Raw genomic sequence first — 15495 nt, 5'->3', positions numbered from 1 at the left:
TAATAGCCGATTTCAATGATTCGCGACGCCTGCACCTGCCGCCGCGAACGCACAAAATGATGTGCCCTCATCTCCAATGACTACGAACCGGGCGCACAGTTCTAAAAAGTTGAAGCCCCCGTGATGACCCGGTTTAGAGCATTCGCCTTCAGGCTTCGTCCTTCAGTTTGAGCAACGGCTCCTGGAACCGCAGCAAACGACCGGCATTGCCCAACACCAACAAGGTGCTGAGGTTATGCAGCAACGCCGCAATCATCGCCCCGGCAGCGCCAAGCCAGCCGAACGCGGCGAAGGCCACGATCGCCAGGGTCCAGCCCAGCCCGATGATCACATTGACCTGCAACGTCTGGCGGCACTGACGACTCAGGCGCACGCAGGTGCCGAGGCGGCGCAGGTCACTGCCGATCAGCACAATGTCCGCCGAAGCCAGGGCGATGTCCGCACCGCCGGCGCCCATGGCCACACCCACCACGCCAGCCTTGAGGGCCAGGGAGTCGTTGATGCCATCGCCGACCACCATCGGCCGGAAGCCGCTGTCGATTTCCTTGAGCACGCGGTTCAGTTTGTCTTCGGGCAGGGCTTGCGCTTCGACGTCACTGATCCCGACATCCCGAGCAAGCGTTTGCGCGACGCTGTGCCGGTCACCGGTGAGCAACAACTGGCGACCCAATCCCAATTCGCGCAACTCACCCAAAGCAAATTGCGCCTCGGGTTTGACGCTGTCGGCCAACAACAGCCAGGCAAGGAATTCACCGTTGAGCGCCAGCCCGGCAATCGGACCGTCATGATCGGGAACCGTTGTTGTGCTGATGCCCAGTTGCGCAAACAACTCCGGCCGGCCGAGCGCCGCTTCGCCCTGCTCGGTCATCGCCACTACGCCCAGGCCCTGGCGCTCATGAATGTCCGAAAGCAGCAGGAAATGCTCCTGGGTCACCAACCCCGCCAGCGCACGGCTGACCGGGTGACTGCTGGCCGAGCCGAGGCTGGCGGCGAGCTTGAGGACATGGCTGCGGTCCTCCAGCGGGCTGTCGATGGATTGCAGGCGCAAGGTGCCGAAGGTCAGCGTCCCGGTCTTGTCGACCACCAGCGAAGTCAGGTCCGCCAACTCTTCGAGGAACGCAGAACTGCGGATCAGAATCCCGTGGCGTGCCGCTACCGCCACCCCGGCAATCGCCGTCGCCGGTGCCGACAACACCAACGCACAAGGACAGGCCGCCACCAACACCGCGAGCATCGCTTGAGCGTTGTTGGTGATGAACCAGGTCACCGCCGCCAACAGCAACACCAGCACCATATAGCTGCCCGCGTAACGCTCAAGCAAACGAGTGATCGGCGGTTTCGAGCGCTCGGCGTTTTGCATCAGGGCGATGACTTTGCCGAGGGTCGATTCCTGGCCGGTGCGGGTCACTTCGATTCGCAGCAGACCGTCGAGGTTGATCGCGCCCCCGAACACCGACATGCCGACGCCCGCTTCCATCGGTACCGATTCGCCGGTAATGGAGGCAGTGTCCAGACTGGCCTGGCCGGACAACACCCGACCATCCGCCGGCACCCGGTCCCCGGCGCGGACCTCGACCAGGTCGCCGGCCTTGAGCGTGCCGTTGTCGACTTCAATGATGGAGCCGTCCGCCTGCACCTTGCGCGCGTGGCTGCGGGTCAGTTTGCCGAGTGCGTGAATCGCCTCCTGGGAACCGATCACGCTGCGCTCCTCCAGCACGTGACCGAAGATCATGATGATCGGCAACAGGGCCGCCGTCAGCAGATCCCCGGTGGCCCAGGCACCCAGCATGGCCAGGGCAATCAATTGATCGGTGATGCCGTGCAGGCTTGGATAGCGCAGGCTGTACCAGGCCGAGCGCATGACCGGCACGGCGACCAGCAGCGAGGCAAAACCCAGCAGCAGCTGACTGACGCCAGTTTGCTCAGGCGCCAGCCAACGCCAGATTAATCCCAAGGCCAGCAAGCCCAATGCGAGCATGGCCAGGGTCAGTTGGCGCGCGGCGCGGCGCTGTTCAGCCGAAGACAACAGGCTCGGTGCGACGGCGGTTTGAGCGGTCATTGTGCAGCTCCCTGAATGATCAGGCGGGAATCGTCTTTGGGATCGACCGTCGTGACCGAACCGGCCTGACCGAGAATTTTCGGCAACCGCTCACGATAAATGCGTAACAACATTTGCGGGTCAGTGCCCTGTTGTTGCGCCTTGGCCAGGCTCAACACCGTGGCCGTGTCGGTGGATGCTTTGGCCAGTCGTTCACTGGCCTGGGCATGGGCAACTTGTAATGTTCTGTCGGCTTGCTCGTTGGCCGTTTGTGTCAGCTTTTCGGCTTCGGTACGCGCATTGGCCACGGCTTTGTCGGCCTGCTGGCTCGCTGTGAGTACCGCATTGAAGGCATTCACTGCCGGGCTTGGCAGACTCGATTGCACATCGACCCGCGCCACCTCGATCCCCAGTCCCTGCCCCGTCGCCGTGAGTTCAGCAAGACGCTGGTTGATGCCCTGCACCAGATCGCCTCGCAAGCGCTCGCGTCGTTCCGCCGCCTGACTGTCAGCACCGATCAGCTCTGGCCGGGCAACCAGGATAGTGTCCAGATCGCGTGCGGCGGTCAGTGCCACGGCGCTGCGGGTGACCAACCGATCCAGTGCCGGCAACACATGTTCGGCCTGAAGTACGAACGCATAGGGTTCGGTGACTTTGTAGAAAACCCGAACATCGAGTTGCACCACACCGGCATCACCCGTTAACAGATAGCCGGAGCCTGCGAGGGCATCGCTGATGGGCGAGGCAAAACTGGCCACGCGATCTGCCTGGATCGCGGCACCACTGCGCAACAGACCTTCCACTCGACGCTCGATCACCCGCTCCGCCGCCGGCAACAAAACCACCTGCTCGAACGGTTGCGGCCATGCCAGTAACAGCCCGGCATTCTGAATGCGATCCAGCGCACCGAAATGCAAAACCACCGCGCGATTTTGCGGATCGATCTGTCGCACATTGGAAAACGCCCAAGCCAACGCAGCCAACACTGTCACCGCGTATAGGGCGAGAAACGCCAAGCGCCCGGCCTGAATCCAGGGGCTGCTCAACTCATTTGTTCCACGTGGAACCAAACTCATGGCTGCGATCCGGACTTGTTGTCGAGGCTCGGCGGACCGTCAACCAACACCCGGAACGGCGCGGCATCGGTGCGCAGAATCAGCTTGGTTCCCGGCGTCACCACCGTGCCCAAGGTGTCGAGCGAGCGCAGCAGGTTGTAGAGCTGCGGCGATCCCGCGTAGGCGCGACCGTAAATCCGCGCCGCTTCAACCCGTGATTGTGCTTCGATATCCGCGGCTTTTACTGTGGCGTCGGCCTGCACGATCCGCGCATCACGTTCGGCGGCGGAACGAATTTGCGCGGCCTCACGCTTGCCGATAGCCGTGCGCTCAGTGGCGATGGTTTCACGCTCGGCGCGCATCCGGTCGACCGTCGCAGTGAGCGTCACCGAAGGCAGCGTCAATCGTTCGATACCGACCTGCAACACGCGCACGCCATAAGTGGTGAGCAGCTGCTGATCGATTTGCTTGCGCAGCTGTGCTTCGAAATCGGCGATGCGCACCTGGTTGGCATCGGTATTGACCAGGTTCGCCAGATCAAAACTGCTGGCGGTGGTTTCCAGTGCGGAGCCGACAAAGGTGCGAATCTGCCGCGCGGCTTCATCGGGCTGGTTCTGCACCGCGCGCATGAAGCGTTGCACATTGTCCGGATCGCCCTGCACCTGCCACGCCACGTATGCCTGAACGATGATGCGTAAACCGTCCCGCGTGCCGACATCCTGCAAACCGCTGGACGTGGTGCGCAGCCGCAGATCCACAGGGATCGCCGCCTCGAACGGTGCCGGCCAGCGCCAACCCAGTCCCGGCTCCAGCAAGACTCGCGATGGATTGCCGAAGCGCGTGATCACCGTGGCCTCACCGGAGCGCACCTGCACCAGGCTTGCGGCAGCGACCGCAAACGCCACCAACAATGCCGCCCAACCCATCCGACGCCACGGGAATGGACCGGCCTCCTGCGGATCGCCGTGGTGATGATGATGGTGGCCGTGGTGGTGCCCGCCATGGCTGTGATCGTGTCCGGCGTGGTCATCGTGATCGTGGGTATGGGACTGGCTCAATTGGCAGCTCCTGGCTGAGCGGTTTTACGCGACGGCGCAGGGTCAACCGGCAGCGTGAACGTACGGAGGTCGATGGTCGGCGCATTGCTACTGCCGCCCAGTCGATGATCGAGAATCAGCAATTTGGCGTTGGCCAAACCCTGGGACAACTGACTGAAATACTGCTCCAGCACAAAGGCCTGGCCAGCGCTGGCATAGGCTTTTTGCTCGGCGTTGAATTTCAGGTCTGCGGCCTGGGCGCCAGCGTTGATTTCACGGGCACTGGCCGTCGCCTGATCGCGGGCGATGCTGGCCTGCAACTGCGCCTGGTTGGTGGCCTCAGCGGCGGCGCCGCGTTCGCGGGCGATCAAGGCTTGCGCGCCAATCTGCGCCGCTTGCACGCCGTGATAGGCATTGGCTGCACCGGCCGGCGGATGAATCGCTTCGACCACCGTGGCGAGAATTTCCACGCCGCTGTCGAGTTTTTGCAGGTCAGCCTGCACCGCGCGGCCGATCTCTTCGGCCAGCCCTACCCTGTCCTCGCCGAGCAAACCGTCGAGGGTGCGCGAGGCGAAGTCGTGAACCAGGATTCGGCTGGCGGTGCTGCGAATCAACATCGGCACATCGGCACTGTTATAGGTCGCGGCCAACGCCGCCTCATCGCTCAGACCAATGCGATAGACGAAGCGCACGTCCATGTTGACGATCTGAAAGCTCTGCTTGTCGGCTCGGCTGCTGGCGATCACCTGGGATTTGTCGTTCACATGGCTGGCGTCCCACAGGCGATTGGCAATCGCCGGGGCCAGGCCTTCAGCGGGGTCGGCCTGAATGGGTGCTGTGGTTTCGCCAACACTGGTGGCCAACTCGTGTACCACGCCATTCTCGACGCTCAACACCCGGCCCAATGGCCAAGGCAAACCCATATGCAAACCTGGGCCGAACACTTCCGCTGGCTTTCCGAATCGCTCGTAGATGCCACGCCCTTGCAGGGCAATTTCGTGAATGCCGGTCAGTGACCAGCCAACCAGCGACACCACCGCCAGCACCGGCAGGAACGCCCGACGCATGTAAGTGAAAGCCCAGATCTGCCGCAGATCGATGCCGAAGCGGTTATGCAATTCGTGCTGCAACGCCAGCAATGGCTGTGGTGGCCAGCGCAGCATGTCAGCGACAAAACTGCGCGCCAACAGCTCCGGCTCAAGGCGGTCGCGGCGCGGGCTGAATAATGACAATACCGCGCGCAGCAACAGTTCTGCCGCCACCATCCCCGGCAGCAGTCCGATCAACACCGCCAGACGTACAGGCCATACCGACGTTTCATCGGCAAACAACAGACAAAAAGCACCGAGCACCAGGCTGATGATCGCCACACGGGTCAATTGCGCCAACGCGGCGGCTTCAGGCCATTGCGCGGTGTTTTCCTGCGCCAGATGGCGCTCCATCACCAACAGGCCGAACGCCAACAGCAAAAAGCACGCAGCCCCGACAGTGGCCGACAGGCCCAGCGCTGCCGGGGGCAACGTGAGGTTCCAGGCCTGTTCCACGCCCAATACCGCCAACAATGCCCAGCCGCCAAGCCACAGCGTCGGCGCGCCGATTTGCCCGAGCAGGTGCTGCGATTGCTGGCTGATCCGGTCCAGCAAACGCTCATACCACCCCGAAGGCGCGACAGACTCGTCGACAACAACCACCGGCACTACGGGATTCATGGCGCGGGCACGCCACTGGGCTACCCACCAGGCCGATTGCAAACCGGCCATCAACACCACAGACGCCGCGCTCAGGTTCAGCAGCAACGCTGGCCACAGTGTTTGCGACGAAAACAGCCCGACAAAAAACGCCAGCAGCACACCCACCGTCGCGAGTACGCCCGCACCGATGGCGAACTGGCGCAAACGCCGCCCTTGAATGACCGCCTGCTGAAAGCGCGGCAACCCGGCTAACGGCGCTTCATCAACATCGAGATCGACTTGCATACCACCCCAGAGTGTCTTCGCTTACAGAACAATTCGTTACGATATAACGAAAATGGTGAAATTTCTGTTTTCAAGCGCGCTATCTAAAGATTCCCAACCTGTCGCTTAGCTGAAGCCTTGACCGAAATACGGCACAACGCACATATTACGATCGTAATTTTATCTAGGTACTACTTTTACCCATCCCTACCCCCTTTCGATCCAGGAGTACATCCATGAGCATTTATGACGTCGTGATACTCGGCGGTGGCCCCGGCGGTTACAACGCGGCGATCCGCGCCGGACAACTGGGTCTGAAAGCCGCCTGCGTGGAAGGACGCGCCACACTCGGCGGCACCTGCCTGAACGTTGGTTGCATGCCGTCCAAGGCGTTGCTGCATGCCTCCGAACTGTACGACGCGGCCATGGGGGCAGAATTTGCCAACCTGGGGATCGACGTCAAACCCAGCCTCAACCTCGCCCGGATGATGACGCAAAAGGATGAAAGCGTTACCGGGTTGACCAAGGGCATCGAATTTCTTTTCCGCAAAAACAAAGTCGACTGGATCAAAGGCTGGGGGCCACATCGACGGACCGGGCAAAGTCACTGTGACCGATAGAGCCGGTGGCAAGACCGAACTGATCGCCAGGGACATCATCATCGCCACCGGTTCCGAGCCCATGCCCCTGCCTGGAGTGGACATCGATAACAAACGCATCCTCGACTCCACCGGTGCCCTGGCCCTGAGCGAGGTGCCCAAGCATCTGGTTGTGATCGGTGCCGGCGTGATCGGCCTGGAACTGGGTTCGGTCTGGCGACGCCTTGGGGCGCAGGTAACGGTGGTCGAGTTTCTCGACCGGATCTGCCCTGGCGTGGACATCGAAGCCGGCAAAACCCTGCAACGCTCCCTGAGCAAGCAAGGCTTGAGTTTCAAGTTGAGTTCAAAAGTGACCAGCGCCACCAGCTCCGCCAATGGCGTTCAGCTCAGTATCGAGCCTGCCGCTGGCGGTGCTGCAGAGTTGCTGGAAGCGGATTACGTATTGGTGGCCATCGGGCGCCGACCTTATACACAGGGCCTGGGCCTGGAGAACGTCGGCCTCGCCACCGACAAGCGCGGCATGCTCGCCAACAAAGGGCATCGCACCGAAGCCGCCGGCGTCTGGGTGATTGGTGATGTGACCTCAGGTCCCATGCTCGCCCACAAGGCCGAGGACGAAGCCATGGCCTGCGTCGAGCAGATCGTCGGCAAGGCGGGCGAGGTCAATTACAACCTGATCCCCAGTGTGGTCTACACCAAACCGGAACTGGCCAGCGTCGGCAAGACCGAAGAGCAGCTCAAGGCCGAAGGTCGGGCGTACAAGGTCGGCAAGTTTCCCTTCACCGCCAACAGCCGGGCGAAGATCAACCACGAAACCGAAGGCTTCGCCAAAGTGCTGGCCGATGAGCGCACGGACGAAGTCCTTGGCGTGCACCTGGTGGGCCCGAGCGTCAGTGAAATGATTGGCGAATATTGCGTGGCCATGGAATTCAGCGCCTCGGCGGAAGACATCGCCTTGACCTGCCATCCACACCCGACCCGCTCCGAGGCCTTGCGCCAGGCGGCGATGAATGTGGATGGGATGGCGACGCAGATGTAAGACCCGAAGGGCTTGGGTGCCTGGTCTATTGCCATCGTCGGAACGCCGCCCGGAGCAAGCTCGCTCCCACATTGGATTTGTGGTGTTCACACAATCACTGTGGGAGCGGGCTTGCTCGCGAAAGCAGGCGACTCGGTTTAAAGCGGCAAATGCTCCAGCGGTAACACCCCCGGAGCCTTCACCGTATGAATCGCAAAGTTGCTGCGGATGTCGCTCACCCCCGGCAGCTTCAGCAAACGCCCGGTGAGAAAGCGGTCATAGGCACGCAAGTCCGGCACCACCACCTGCAGCAGAAAATCCGACTCCCCTGACACCAGAAACGCCGAAATCACCTCCGGCAATGCCGTTACCGCCAGGCGAAAGGCTTCGGCTTGTTCATCGTTATGACGCTCGACCTTGACCCCGACAAACACCGTCAGCCCCAACCCCACTTCATCGCGATCAAGATTGGCCTGGTAGCCGCGAATCACCCCCGCTTCCTCAAGCATCCGCACCCGGCGCAAGCAAGGCGATGCCGACAGGCCGATCTCGTCTGCCAGTTGCACATTGCTCAGGCGGCCATCCCGTTGCAGCGCGGCGAGAATCTTGCGGTCGTAGGCGTCGAGTTTCATGGTTTGGCAGATCCCGATGGTTCAATCTTGATTAAGTGGCAGATTATGCCAATACACGACCCGATAGAAGCTGACAACGCAAGCACCTGCCCCGCCCTTCAGCCCTAGACTGGCACGACCAAATCGACAACGAATGGGGTGCAACATGCAAGGTCTCTGGCTGTTTTTCATGGCACTGGCAGTGGTCTACCTGTTACCGGGGCCCGACATGATCCTGCTGTTGCAGACCGGTGCCCGCCAGGGCAAAGGCGCCGCGCTGGCCACGGCCGTGGGTTTGGGCATCGCCCGGGGTTGCCATGTGGCATTGGCGGCGCTGGGGCTGGCGGCACTGTTCAAGGCGGCGCCCTGGACTTTCGACGTGGTGCGCCTGGCAGGCGCCGCGTATCTGCTGTGGATCGGTATTCAGTGTCTGCGAACCACGATGCTGCCGAGCCTCACCAGCGCCGACGCAACCGGCGAAAAACCGCGCTGGGGCGCAGCCATCCGACGCGGACTGCTGACCAACCTGCTCAACCCCAAGGCACTGCTGTTCTGCTCGGTGCTACTACCGCAATTCATCAACCCACAGGCCGGGCCGGTGCTCGGGCAATTTGCGACCTTGGGCGTGGTGCTGGTCGGTGTCGGTTTGCTGTTCGACAGCGCCTACGCTTTGATCGGCGCGGCACTCGGCCGTTGGCTGCAACGCAGCCCCTCAGCCCAGCGCCTGCAACAATGGTTGTTCGGCAGCCTGTTGATCGGTTTCGCCGTGCGGCTGACCTTTGTGCAACAGGCTTGAACCTCACTGCGCCTTGCGGCGGCGACGCTTGAACATCAACAGCGCGGCTGCCGCGAACGCCAGTACGCTACCGACCTGTAACGGCGTCTTGTAAGGGCGCAAGGCCGAACGCGCAGCGTCGGTGACTTGGGTCACGTAGCGTTTGTCGGCGTGCTCGAAGTCGGGGTACGGGCACTGGTGACCGAAATCGGCGGCCCATTCCACGTAAGGCCCTTCTTTGACATAACGCTGATAAATCGCACTTTGCTCTTCGAGGCTGCTGTTCCACCCCGACGCCTCGCACAACACCGCCGCAAACGCCTGGCTGGTGTGAGGCAAGTTATCCGCCGCCTTGTTCGCCAGCGCGGTGGCCACGAAGCGATAGTGGTAACGCTGATCTGGCTGGGCAGCGCTGGCCTGCTGGCGCTTCACTTCGTCCTCGGCCACCAATGGACCGACCTTGAGTTCGTCGTTTGCCAAGGTGAAGTTACCGCCGAGCGTGGCGTAATCCGGCGCCATTTCGTAGCCCAGGATGTCCATGCCCCACTCGCGGGCCGTCCAGGCCGCATTGAACAGCGCAGCGGCGCGACGGGTCGGCCACCAGGCTGCATCAGCCGCCAGACGTTGCTCGCCATACAATCTCGCCTTGTGCCGCAAGCCGTCATTATCGAAGTACGCCGGCGCCTCCTCGTAATGCCCCTCGCGCAACAACCGCCGCCCCAGCAGATTGCGCAGGCTCGCCGCCACCGGCAAGGGCACGTAGTTGTCGCGGTCCAGCTGGCTGAGCGGCGGCGGTGCCGGCACTTGAGTGTCGACGTAGTGCTTGAGTTCTTCGAGGGTCAACACGCGCTCGGCAACGGTGGCGGCGTCGAACCAGTAAATGCTTTGGCTGCGATACAGCTGATCGAAGGCTTGCAGGTAATCCCCGCGTTGCAGGGCCAGGATCGCACTTTCACCCTCGACCCGGCATTTGGGCTGAAGCGTTTCGTAATCGTAGTCCGGGGTCCGTCGCTCGCCCCAGGATTCATTCTGCGGGAAGGCCTGGGCCGCTTTGGCATAGGCTGCGGCGGCCGCACTCTTATCGCCCTCGCGCACCGCCAGTTTTGCCCGCAGCCACCAGGCCAACCCGCCATCGCCGGCATGTTCGAGGAAAGCCTTGGCGCTGGCGTAATCGCCCTGTTGATAATTCATCGCCGCCAGGCGGTCGGCGTTTTCGAGACTGCCACGGGTGCTGTTTTGCAGCAGCTTGATCATTTTTTGTTCGTTGGGCGGTTGATCGCCGAACGACCAACCCAATCGGCTGATCAGCGATGCGGTCACCAATTGCTGTACGGGTTGGCCCTTGAGCAACTTGGCCACTTGATCATCCGGCAGCGTCATCAGGTCCGCCATCAACAGCTTCAGCGATTCGTACCCCACCGCGGAGCCGTGCAGATTCTGCGTGGCGTATAGCTCGATGGCGCGGTTCCAGTCACCGGCGGTGCGCACCACCCGGGCTTCTTCGCCGAGGCTGGCGACGCCCAGCTCCAGCGGATCGCTGAAGCCGTCGATGCTCAGTTGCCGGGCTTGCTCGAAGGCCCTTGCGGATTGCTCAAGCAGACCCGGAGCCGCATCGGCTTCGACGCTCATGGCGAACAACGCGCGCCCCAGCGAATAAGCCGCCCAGGTGCTGCGCGAGGCCCGTTGCTCTGCAGGCAAGGCCAGCACTTTCTTGAAATACCCGGCGGCCAAGGCAGGATCACCCGCGCCAAATGCCACGGCGCCCGCCAGGTACAACCTGAGTTCAGGCGGCAGTTGCGCCCCTTCGGTTTCAACCTGACGGGCATCGGTCAGGCTGCGCAGGTGTTTCACCAACACCTGTTGCTCGGCGGAAAGTCCCACCTGCTCGGCTTGATCGCGCAGCGCTACAAGGTCAGGTTCATCGCTGTTGTCGGCGCCAGCAGTGACGTTCTTCAATCCTTTGATAGCGTGGCCGAGGCGGCTGATTTCGAAGCTGAAGTTGCCTTCCGGCAGTTCCGCCAGCGACTGGCCGCGGTTATCCAGCAGGCGCATGGGGAAGTCCGGGCCGCAGGCCAGCGCCGAACCCAGCGGCAGGCTGAGGCTCAGGCAAAGCAAATGACGCGGCCAGTTACGGGTGAACATTCGAACCTCCTTGATCAATGTGTGCGCAGCGAGCCCAACCAATGGCACGCTGTCCGCCGGCCGGTATTCGGCCATCGCGCAGGCGGGTGAAGGTAAGCAGATCCGGACGCTGTTGCAACGCGTAACCGGCCAAGGCATCGGCCCCCTCACAGCCACTGACCGCCAGCGTCAGGCGTTCGGGCCAGGCGCGGTCGAGGTTGCCCAGGTTGCTGATGCCGATGTCATAGAGGCCATTGTCGGCCGAGAGTTTCAGCGCCAACTGACTGTCGAGCGCATCACCGCGCGCCACGGCGCGCAAGGTGGTCAAGCTCCAGGCCCGACGGTCGTTGGCCAATGGCAGGCGAAACCAGATCAGGCCCGCCAGATGTTTCGGTGGATCGGCCCGCAACTCGGTACCGAGGGTGCGTAACGAATGCGGATCGGCAAGCAACTCCCGGCGCAGGCCTTCGCGCTCCACCGTGACTTCGCTTTCCACAACAGGCGCGCCACCCGCCGACGGCAGCAACGCCACGCCATAGGCTGGCAGTGCCAGATAGAAGGGTTTCGTCGTGATACGGCTCCAGGCCTTCGCCCATTGCCGGGCCTGATCGGCATCAAACAAGCCGCGACGCGGATCGCTCACCGCGTGCACCTGCAACACGCTGCTGTCGACTGTGGATAACAACGCCGGCAGTTCGCGACTGTCGAGCCAGGACGGCAACGCGGTGATGCTCAGGGGCAGCGACGTCGGCAACGCTTCACGTAAATGCGCGAGAAACTGGCGATACGCCGGTAGCCGGGCATTACCCGCATCATGGTCGATTTCCACGCCGGCGAGGTTCAATCCCTGTCCCTGCCAATCGCTGATCACCTGCCGGATTTGCGCTGTGATCTCATCCTGATCCAGCGCCTTGAGCTGCCCATCCAGGCGCATCACCGCAATCACCGGCCGGCCATCGCGCTTGAGCAGTGCCGGATCAATCCGGGCCCGACTCCAGCCTGCGTTGGGAAAGGCCTGCAAGGCCAGCACCCGCAAGGTCGAAAAATCGGCGCGGCTGTCCCGGAGGGCGGCGTCGTGGGCCGGCGTCCACTGCCGCTGCCAGACGTAAAGCTGTTGATCCAGCGGCGGTGCATCCTGCCTTTCGCATCCGATGGTGAGCGCCAGCGCCATCAGCAAGACCATCGAGCGAGTGAAAAAAACCATTGAAACGCCTGTTCCTGAAATGCAGAAAGGGCCATTGCGGTTAATGCCAGTCAGTTAAGCGAAACTCCTGTGGGAGCGGGCTTGCTCGCGAAAGCGGTGTGTCAGGCAACATCAATGTTTACTGTTCCGCAGTCTTCGCGAGCAAGTCGAATCGTCGCACCGCCGCTCCCACAGGTTCCGGGGCTTAACTGACAGGCATTAGCCTCTGCGGCCCTTGTTCGTTCTACCCCTACCCTACTCAGCCATCGACCGGCGGGCAATGTTCGCCTGCAATGATCGTCAGATATCGAGTACCAACGGCTGCGCCCCCTGCGCCGGAATCGCACAGCAAATCAGCACCTGTCCGTCATCCGGCACCTCCGCTGGCGGCAGTGGGTAATGCACCTGACCGCTGATCAAGCGCGTCTTGCAGGTGCCGCAGGAGCCGCCGCGACAACTGAATTCCGGACGCAGGCCACGGCTTTCCGCCAACTCCAGCAAGCTGCCGCCATCCGGTTGCCAGCGCGCCTCCTTGACAGATCGCTGGAACACCACGGGCACGGACGTGGTGGCGGCTGGCGGTTGCTCGATGACCACCGCATCGGGGTCCGGACGCCGGCGCAAGGTGGACGGGCCGAAAGTTTCGGCGTGAATCCGCGAATCGCGAATGTCCAACTCGCGCAAGCCGTCGTACAGCGACTGGGTAAAACTCCCGGGACCACAGACGACAAAATCCAGCTGATCGTAGTCCTCGACTGTCAGCAGATCCTTGAGCAGCGCGACGTCGATCCGTCCACTGAGGTCGAAGTCCTCTCCTTGTATTGCTTCGACTTCTGGTTGGCTGAGCAAACGCACCACCCGCACCGCGTCCCCGGCATCATCGAGCAAGCGATCCAGCTCCTGGCGAAACGGCTGGTCGGCCAGCATGCGTGAACTCTGGATGAACCATGTCGGCCGGATACGGCGGGTGCGCAACCCTTGGTAAACCACCTCCCGCAGCATCGACAACAGCGGCGTGATGCCGACCCCGGCCGCCAGCAACACCAATGGCCGACGCTCATGGGGCGCCACGGTGAAATGCCCTTGCGGCGCCCGCGCGTCCAACAGGTCGCCAACACGAATCTGCTCATGCAAATGCGTAGACACCCGCCCGTCACGCTTCACGCTGATGCGGAAAAAATCATCGGACGGCGCGCTCGATAGGCTGTACGTGCGAATGTGCACATCGCCGTCAATGTTGAAGCGCAGGGGCAAATGCTGCCCGGCCTGGAACAGTGGCAACCCGGCTCCGTCGGCAGGCTCCAGGTAAATTGAGCGGATGCTGTGGCTTTGCGCTTCAATCCGCGCCACCCGCAACGGCCGCCATTGATCGCCCAGGGCCTTGGCCTGTATACGCGCCTTGGCTTGCTCCCATGTGCCGGTGAGCAAACTGGTGGGTGAAACTCCGTCGAAGCGCCAGCGCAATGCCAGGGCGGCCGGGCGACGGACCACCTGCTCGACATCGATCGTCCACAGGCGCTCGGCCCCCTGGAACGCCTCGACCTGGGGACCGTCCAGGATGATTTCGGTGCGCCCGCTGAGCTGCAGCAAATCACCGGTATTGAAATCGATGAACAACAACCCGGCCCGGGGATTGAGCAGCAGGTTGCCCAAGGTGTTGAAATGCAGATTGCCGGCGAAGTCCGGAATGGTCAGGCGATTGCCCTCCACACGGACGAAACCGGTCTGACCGCCGCGGTGCGACACATCCACCGAGCGCTCACCGTCGACATCCACATAACTGGCAACGAAGAAGGTGTCCGCCTCGGCGATCATCGCTTTGGCCGCGTTATCCAGTTCGTTGAAATGCTGGACGACACGCGTCGAGGGATCGGCCAGCGGCACCGAGCGAAACTGGCGCAACTGAATGTACTGCGGGCAATTGCCGAAGGACTGATCCACCGTCACTGCGAAACCGTCCATGGACATGGCGCGAACATGCCCATTGATGCGGTTGCGGCGGCGAGTGTGCAACTCGATGCCCAACAGGCCGATGGCCGAACCGTCGCTCAACTGCGCGGGATCATCAATAGCAGGCAGGCTGCGAAATTGCAGCAAGCCAGGTTCTGGCGAGTGGGCGAAACCGGGCTGACCTTCAAGGATACTGGCCCAGGGATGACCGTCGGCATCCACCGCGGCGTACAACATGAACGGCAATTGCTGATAGAAGGTGCGGTGCTGGTCCGGCATCTCGCGGCGAATCACCTTACGACCGAACGCCTCCATTCGTTCGGCAACGCCCACATGCGCCTGCAGTTGTTTCTCGCCGGCATGCCAGGGTGAACGGTCCATACGGCTGCTCCCTTGCGCCACTGGCGCAGAACGGGGCGGCCCGGCAACACCGGGCCACCGGCATCAGGCGGTTTTTTGCAGGCCGGCGACGGTGCGCGGCATGCCGACAAAACCCGGCAAGGCTTCGATGCGGGCCAGCCAGGCGCGAATGTTGGCGTACTCCTCCAGCGACACATTGCCCTCAGGCGCGTGGGCGATGTAGCTGTAGGCGGCGACGTCGGCAATCGTCGGTTCAGTGCCGGCCAGATACGGCGTATTGGCCAGTTCGTGATCGATCACTTTGAGCACGGTATGGGCGTAGGCAATCACTTCTGCAGCGTTGTAAGGCGCGCCAAACACAGTGATCAATCTTGCCCGGGCAGGGCCGAAGGCAATCGGACCGGCAGCCACCGACAACCAGCGCTGGACCTTGGCGGCCCCTACCGGATCAGCCGGCAGCCAGCGACCGTTGCCGTACTTTTGCGCCAGGTAAACCAGTATCGCGTTGGAGTCGGCCAACACTACGCCTTGATCATCAATCACCGGCACCTGACCGAATGCATTGAGCGCCAGAAACGCAGGTTGCTTGTGCTCGCCCTTGGCGAGGTCAACGAAAATCAATTCGGTCGGCAATTTCAGCAGGGACAGCATCAACTCGACACGGTGAGCGTGGCCGGAACGTGGGAAGTTGTAGAGTTTGATCGCTTGCATGGTCGACACCTCAGGGTGAGTGCTGCTGTTCAGGAGAGATGGGTCGTATCTTCTACTCACATCCAAACCAACAGAATCACCA

At 62.1% G+C, this 15495-nt stretch carries 10 protein-coding genes and 1 pseudogene; 2 read left to right on the top strand and 9 right to left on the bottom strand.

Annotated elements, in window-relative coordinates:
- Positions 1–148: 148 nt before the first annotated feature.
- The 4 genes from KGB28_RS06805 to hflK (KGB28_RS06790) are packed head-to-tail and all read right to left on the bottom strand — an operon-like array spanning position 149 to position 6106.
- Entirely contained in the window at positions 149–2059 is a 1911-nt protein-coding gene (locus KGB28_RS06805; RefSeq protein WP_223443669.1) for a cation-translocating P-type ATPase, read from the bottom strand.
- Entirely contained in the window at positions 2056–3114 is a 1059-nt protein-coding gene (hflK, locus tag KGB28_RS06800; protein ID WP_223443666.1) for a protease modulator HflK, read from the bottom strand. The genes KGB28_RS06805 and hflK (KGB28_RS06800) overlap by 4 nt, the downstream gene beginning before the upstream one ends.
- On the bottom strand, positions 3111–4151 hold the full coding sequence (hflC, locus tag KGB28_RS06795) for a protease modulator HflC (protein WP_223443663.1): 1041 nt from the start codon (positions 4149–4151) through the stop codon (positions 3111–3113). Before hflC ends, hflK (KGB28_RS06800) begins: the two co-directional genes overlap by 4 nt.
- A complete protein-coding gene (gene hflK / locus KGB28_RS06790) occupies positions 4148–6106 on the bottom strand; it encodes a protease modulator HflK (protein ID WP_223443661.1) in 1959 nt (652 codons plus the stop codon). The genes hflC and hflK (KGB28_RS06790) overlap by 4 nt, the downstream gene beginning before the upstream one ends.
- 215 nt (positions 6107–6321) lie before the next feature.
- Between hflK (KGB28_RS06790) and lpdA the strand changes: the two are divergent.
- A pseudogene (gene lpdA, locus KGB28_RS06785) lies at positions 6322–7723 on the top strand (dihydrolipoyl dehydrogenase).
- A gap of 137 nt (positions 7724–7860) precedes the next feature.
- Here the strand turns inward: lpdA and KGB28_RS06780 are convergent.
- Positions 7861–8334 carry an Lrp/AsnC family transcriptional regulator gene (locus tag KGB28_RS06780; protein WP_057712676.1) on the bottom strand — a complete coding sequence of 158 codons (474 nt, stop codon included), beginning with the start codon at positions 8332–8334 and terminating at the stop codon, positions 7861–7863.
- Positions 8335–8479: 145 nt separating this feature from the next.
- Here KGB28_RS06780 and KGB28_RS06775 point away from each other — a divergent pair, with 145 nt between their 5' ends.
- The gene (locus KGB28_RS06775; protein ID WP_223443659.1) at positions 8480–9109 is read left to right on the top strand and encodes a LysE family translocator; all 630 of its coding nucleotides are present in this window, start codon (positions 8480–8482) and stop codon (positions 9107–9109) included.
- 3 nt (positions 9110–9112) lie between these two features.
- Here KGB28_RS06775 and KGB28_RS06770 read toward each other — a convergent pair whose 3' ends face one another.
- The 4 genes from KGB28_RS06770 to KGB28_RS06755 form a co-directional block, all read right to left on the bottom strand.
- Positions 9113–11230 carry a hypothetical protein gene (locus KGB28_RS06770; protein WP_223443657.1) on the bottom strand — a complete coding sequence of 706 codons (2118 nt, stop codon included), beginning with the start codon at positions 11228–11230 and terminating at the stop codon, positions 9113–9115.
- Positions 11217–12413, bottom strand: a complete 1197-nt coding sequence (locus tag KGB28_RS06765) for a DUF3142 domain-containing protein (protein WP_223443655.1) — start codon at positions 12411–12413, stop codon at positions 11217–11219. The genes KGB28_RS06770 and KGB28_RS06765 overlap by 14 nt, the downstream gene beginning before the upstream one ends.
- A 279-nt stretch (positions 12414–12692) precedes the next feature.
- The gene (locus tag KGB28_RS06760) at positions 12693–14723 is read right to left on the bottom strand and encodes a pyridoxamine 5'-phosphate oxidase family protein (protein ID WP_223443653.1); all 2031 of its coding nucleotides are present in this window, start codon (positions 14721–14723) and stop codon (positions 12693–12695) included.
- Between the two features lie 63 nt (positions 14724–14786).
- The gene (locus KGB28_RS06755) at positions 14787–15413 is read right to left on the bottom strand and encodes a glutathione S-transferase family protein (RefSeq protein WP_223443641.1); all 627 of its coding nucleotides are present in this window, start codon (positions 15411–15413) and stop codon (positions 14787–14789) included.
- Positions 15414–15495: the final 82 nt, after the last annotated feature.

Source organism: Pseudomonas sp. BF-R-19 (assembly GCF_019956445.1).
Lineage (GTDB): Bacteria > Pseudomonadota > Gammaproteobacteria > Pseudomonadales > Pseudomonadaceae > Aquipseudomonas > Aquipseudomonas fluorescens_BH.
This window is presented reverse-complemented; position numbering and strand designations above follow the sequence as displayed.

What these genes read in the sequence shown, in the direction of transcription:
- KGB28_RS06770 (WP_223443657.1), bottom strand. Translation starts at nt 11,230, where the DNA reads ATGTTCACCCGTAACTGGCCGCGTCATTTGCTTTGCCTGAGCCTCAGC.
- KGB28_RS06775 (WP_223443659.1), top strand. Translation starts at nt 8,480, where the DNA reads ATGCAAGGTCTCTGGCTGTTTTTCATGGCACTGGCAGTGGTCTACCTG.
- KGB28_RS06765 (WP_223443655.1), bottom strand. Translation starts at nt 12,413, where the DNA reads ATGGTTTTTTTCACTCGCTCGATGGTCTTGCTGATGGCGCTGGCGCTC.
- KGB28_RS06755 (WP_223443641.1), bottom strand. Translation starts at nt 15,413, where the DNA reads ATGCAAGCGATCAAACTCTACAACTTCCCACGTTCCGGCCACGCTCAC.
- KGB28_RS06760 (WP_223443653.1), bottom strand. Translation starts at nt 14,723, where the DNA reads ATGGACCGTTCACCCTGGCATGCCGGCGAGAAACAACTGCAGGCGCAT.
- hflK (WP_223443666.1), bottom strand. Translation starts at nt 3,114, where the DNA reads ATGAGTTTGGTTCCACGTGGAACAAATGAGTTGAGCAGCCCCTGGATT.
- KGB28_RS06780 (WP_057712676.1), bottom strand. Translation starts at nt 8,334, where the DNA reads ATGAAACTCGACGCCTACGACCGCAAGATTCTCGCCGCGCTGCAACGG.
- hflK (WP_223443661.1), bottom strand. Translation starts at nt 6,106, where the DNA reads ATGCAAGTCGATCTCGATGTTGATGAAGCGCCGTTAGCCGGGTTGCCG.
- KGB28_RS06805 (WP_223443669.1), bottom strand. Translation starts at nt 2,059, where the DNA reads ATGACCGCTCAAACCGCCGTCGCACCGAGCCTGTTGTCTTCGGCTGAA.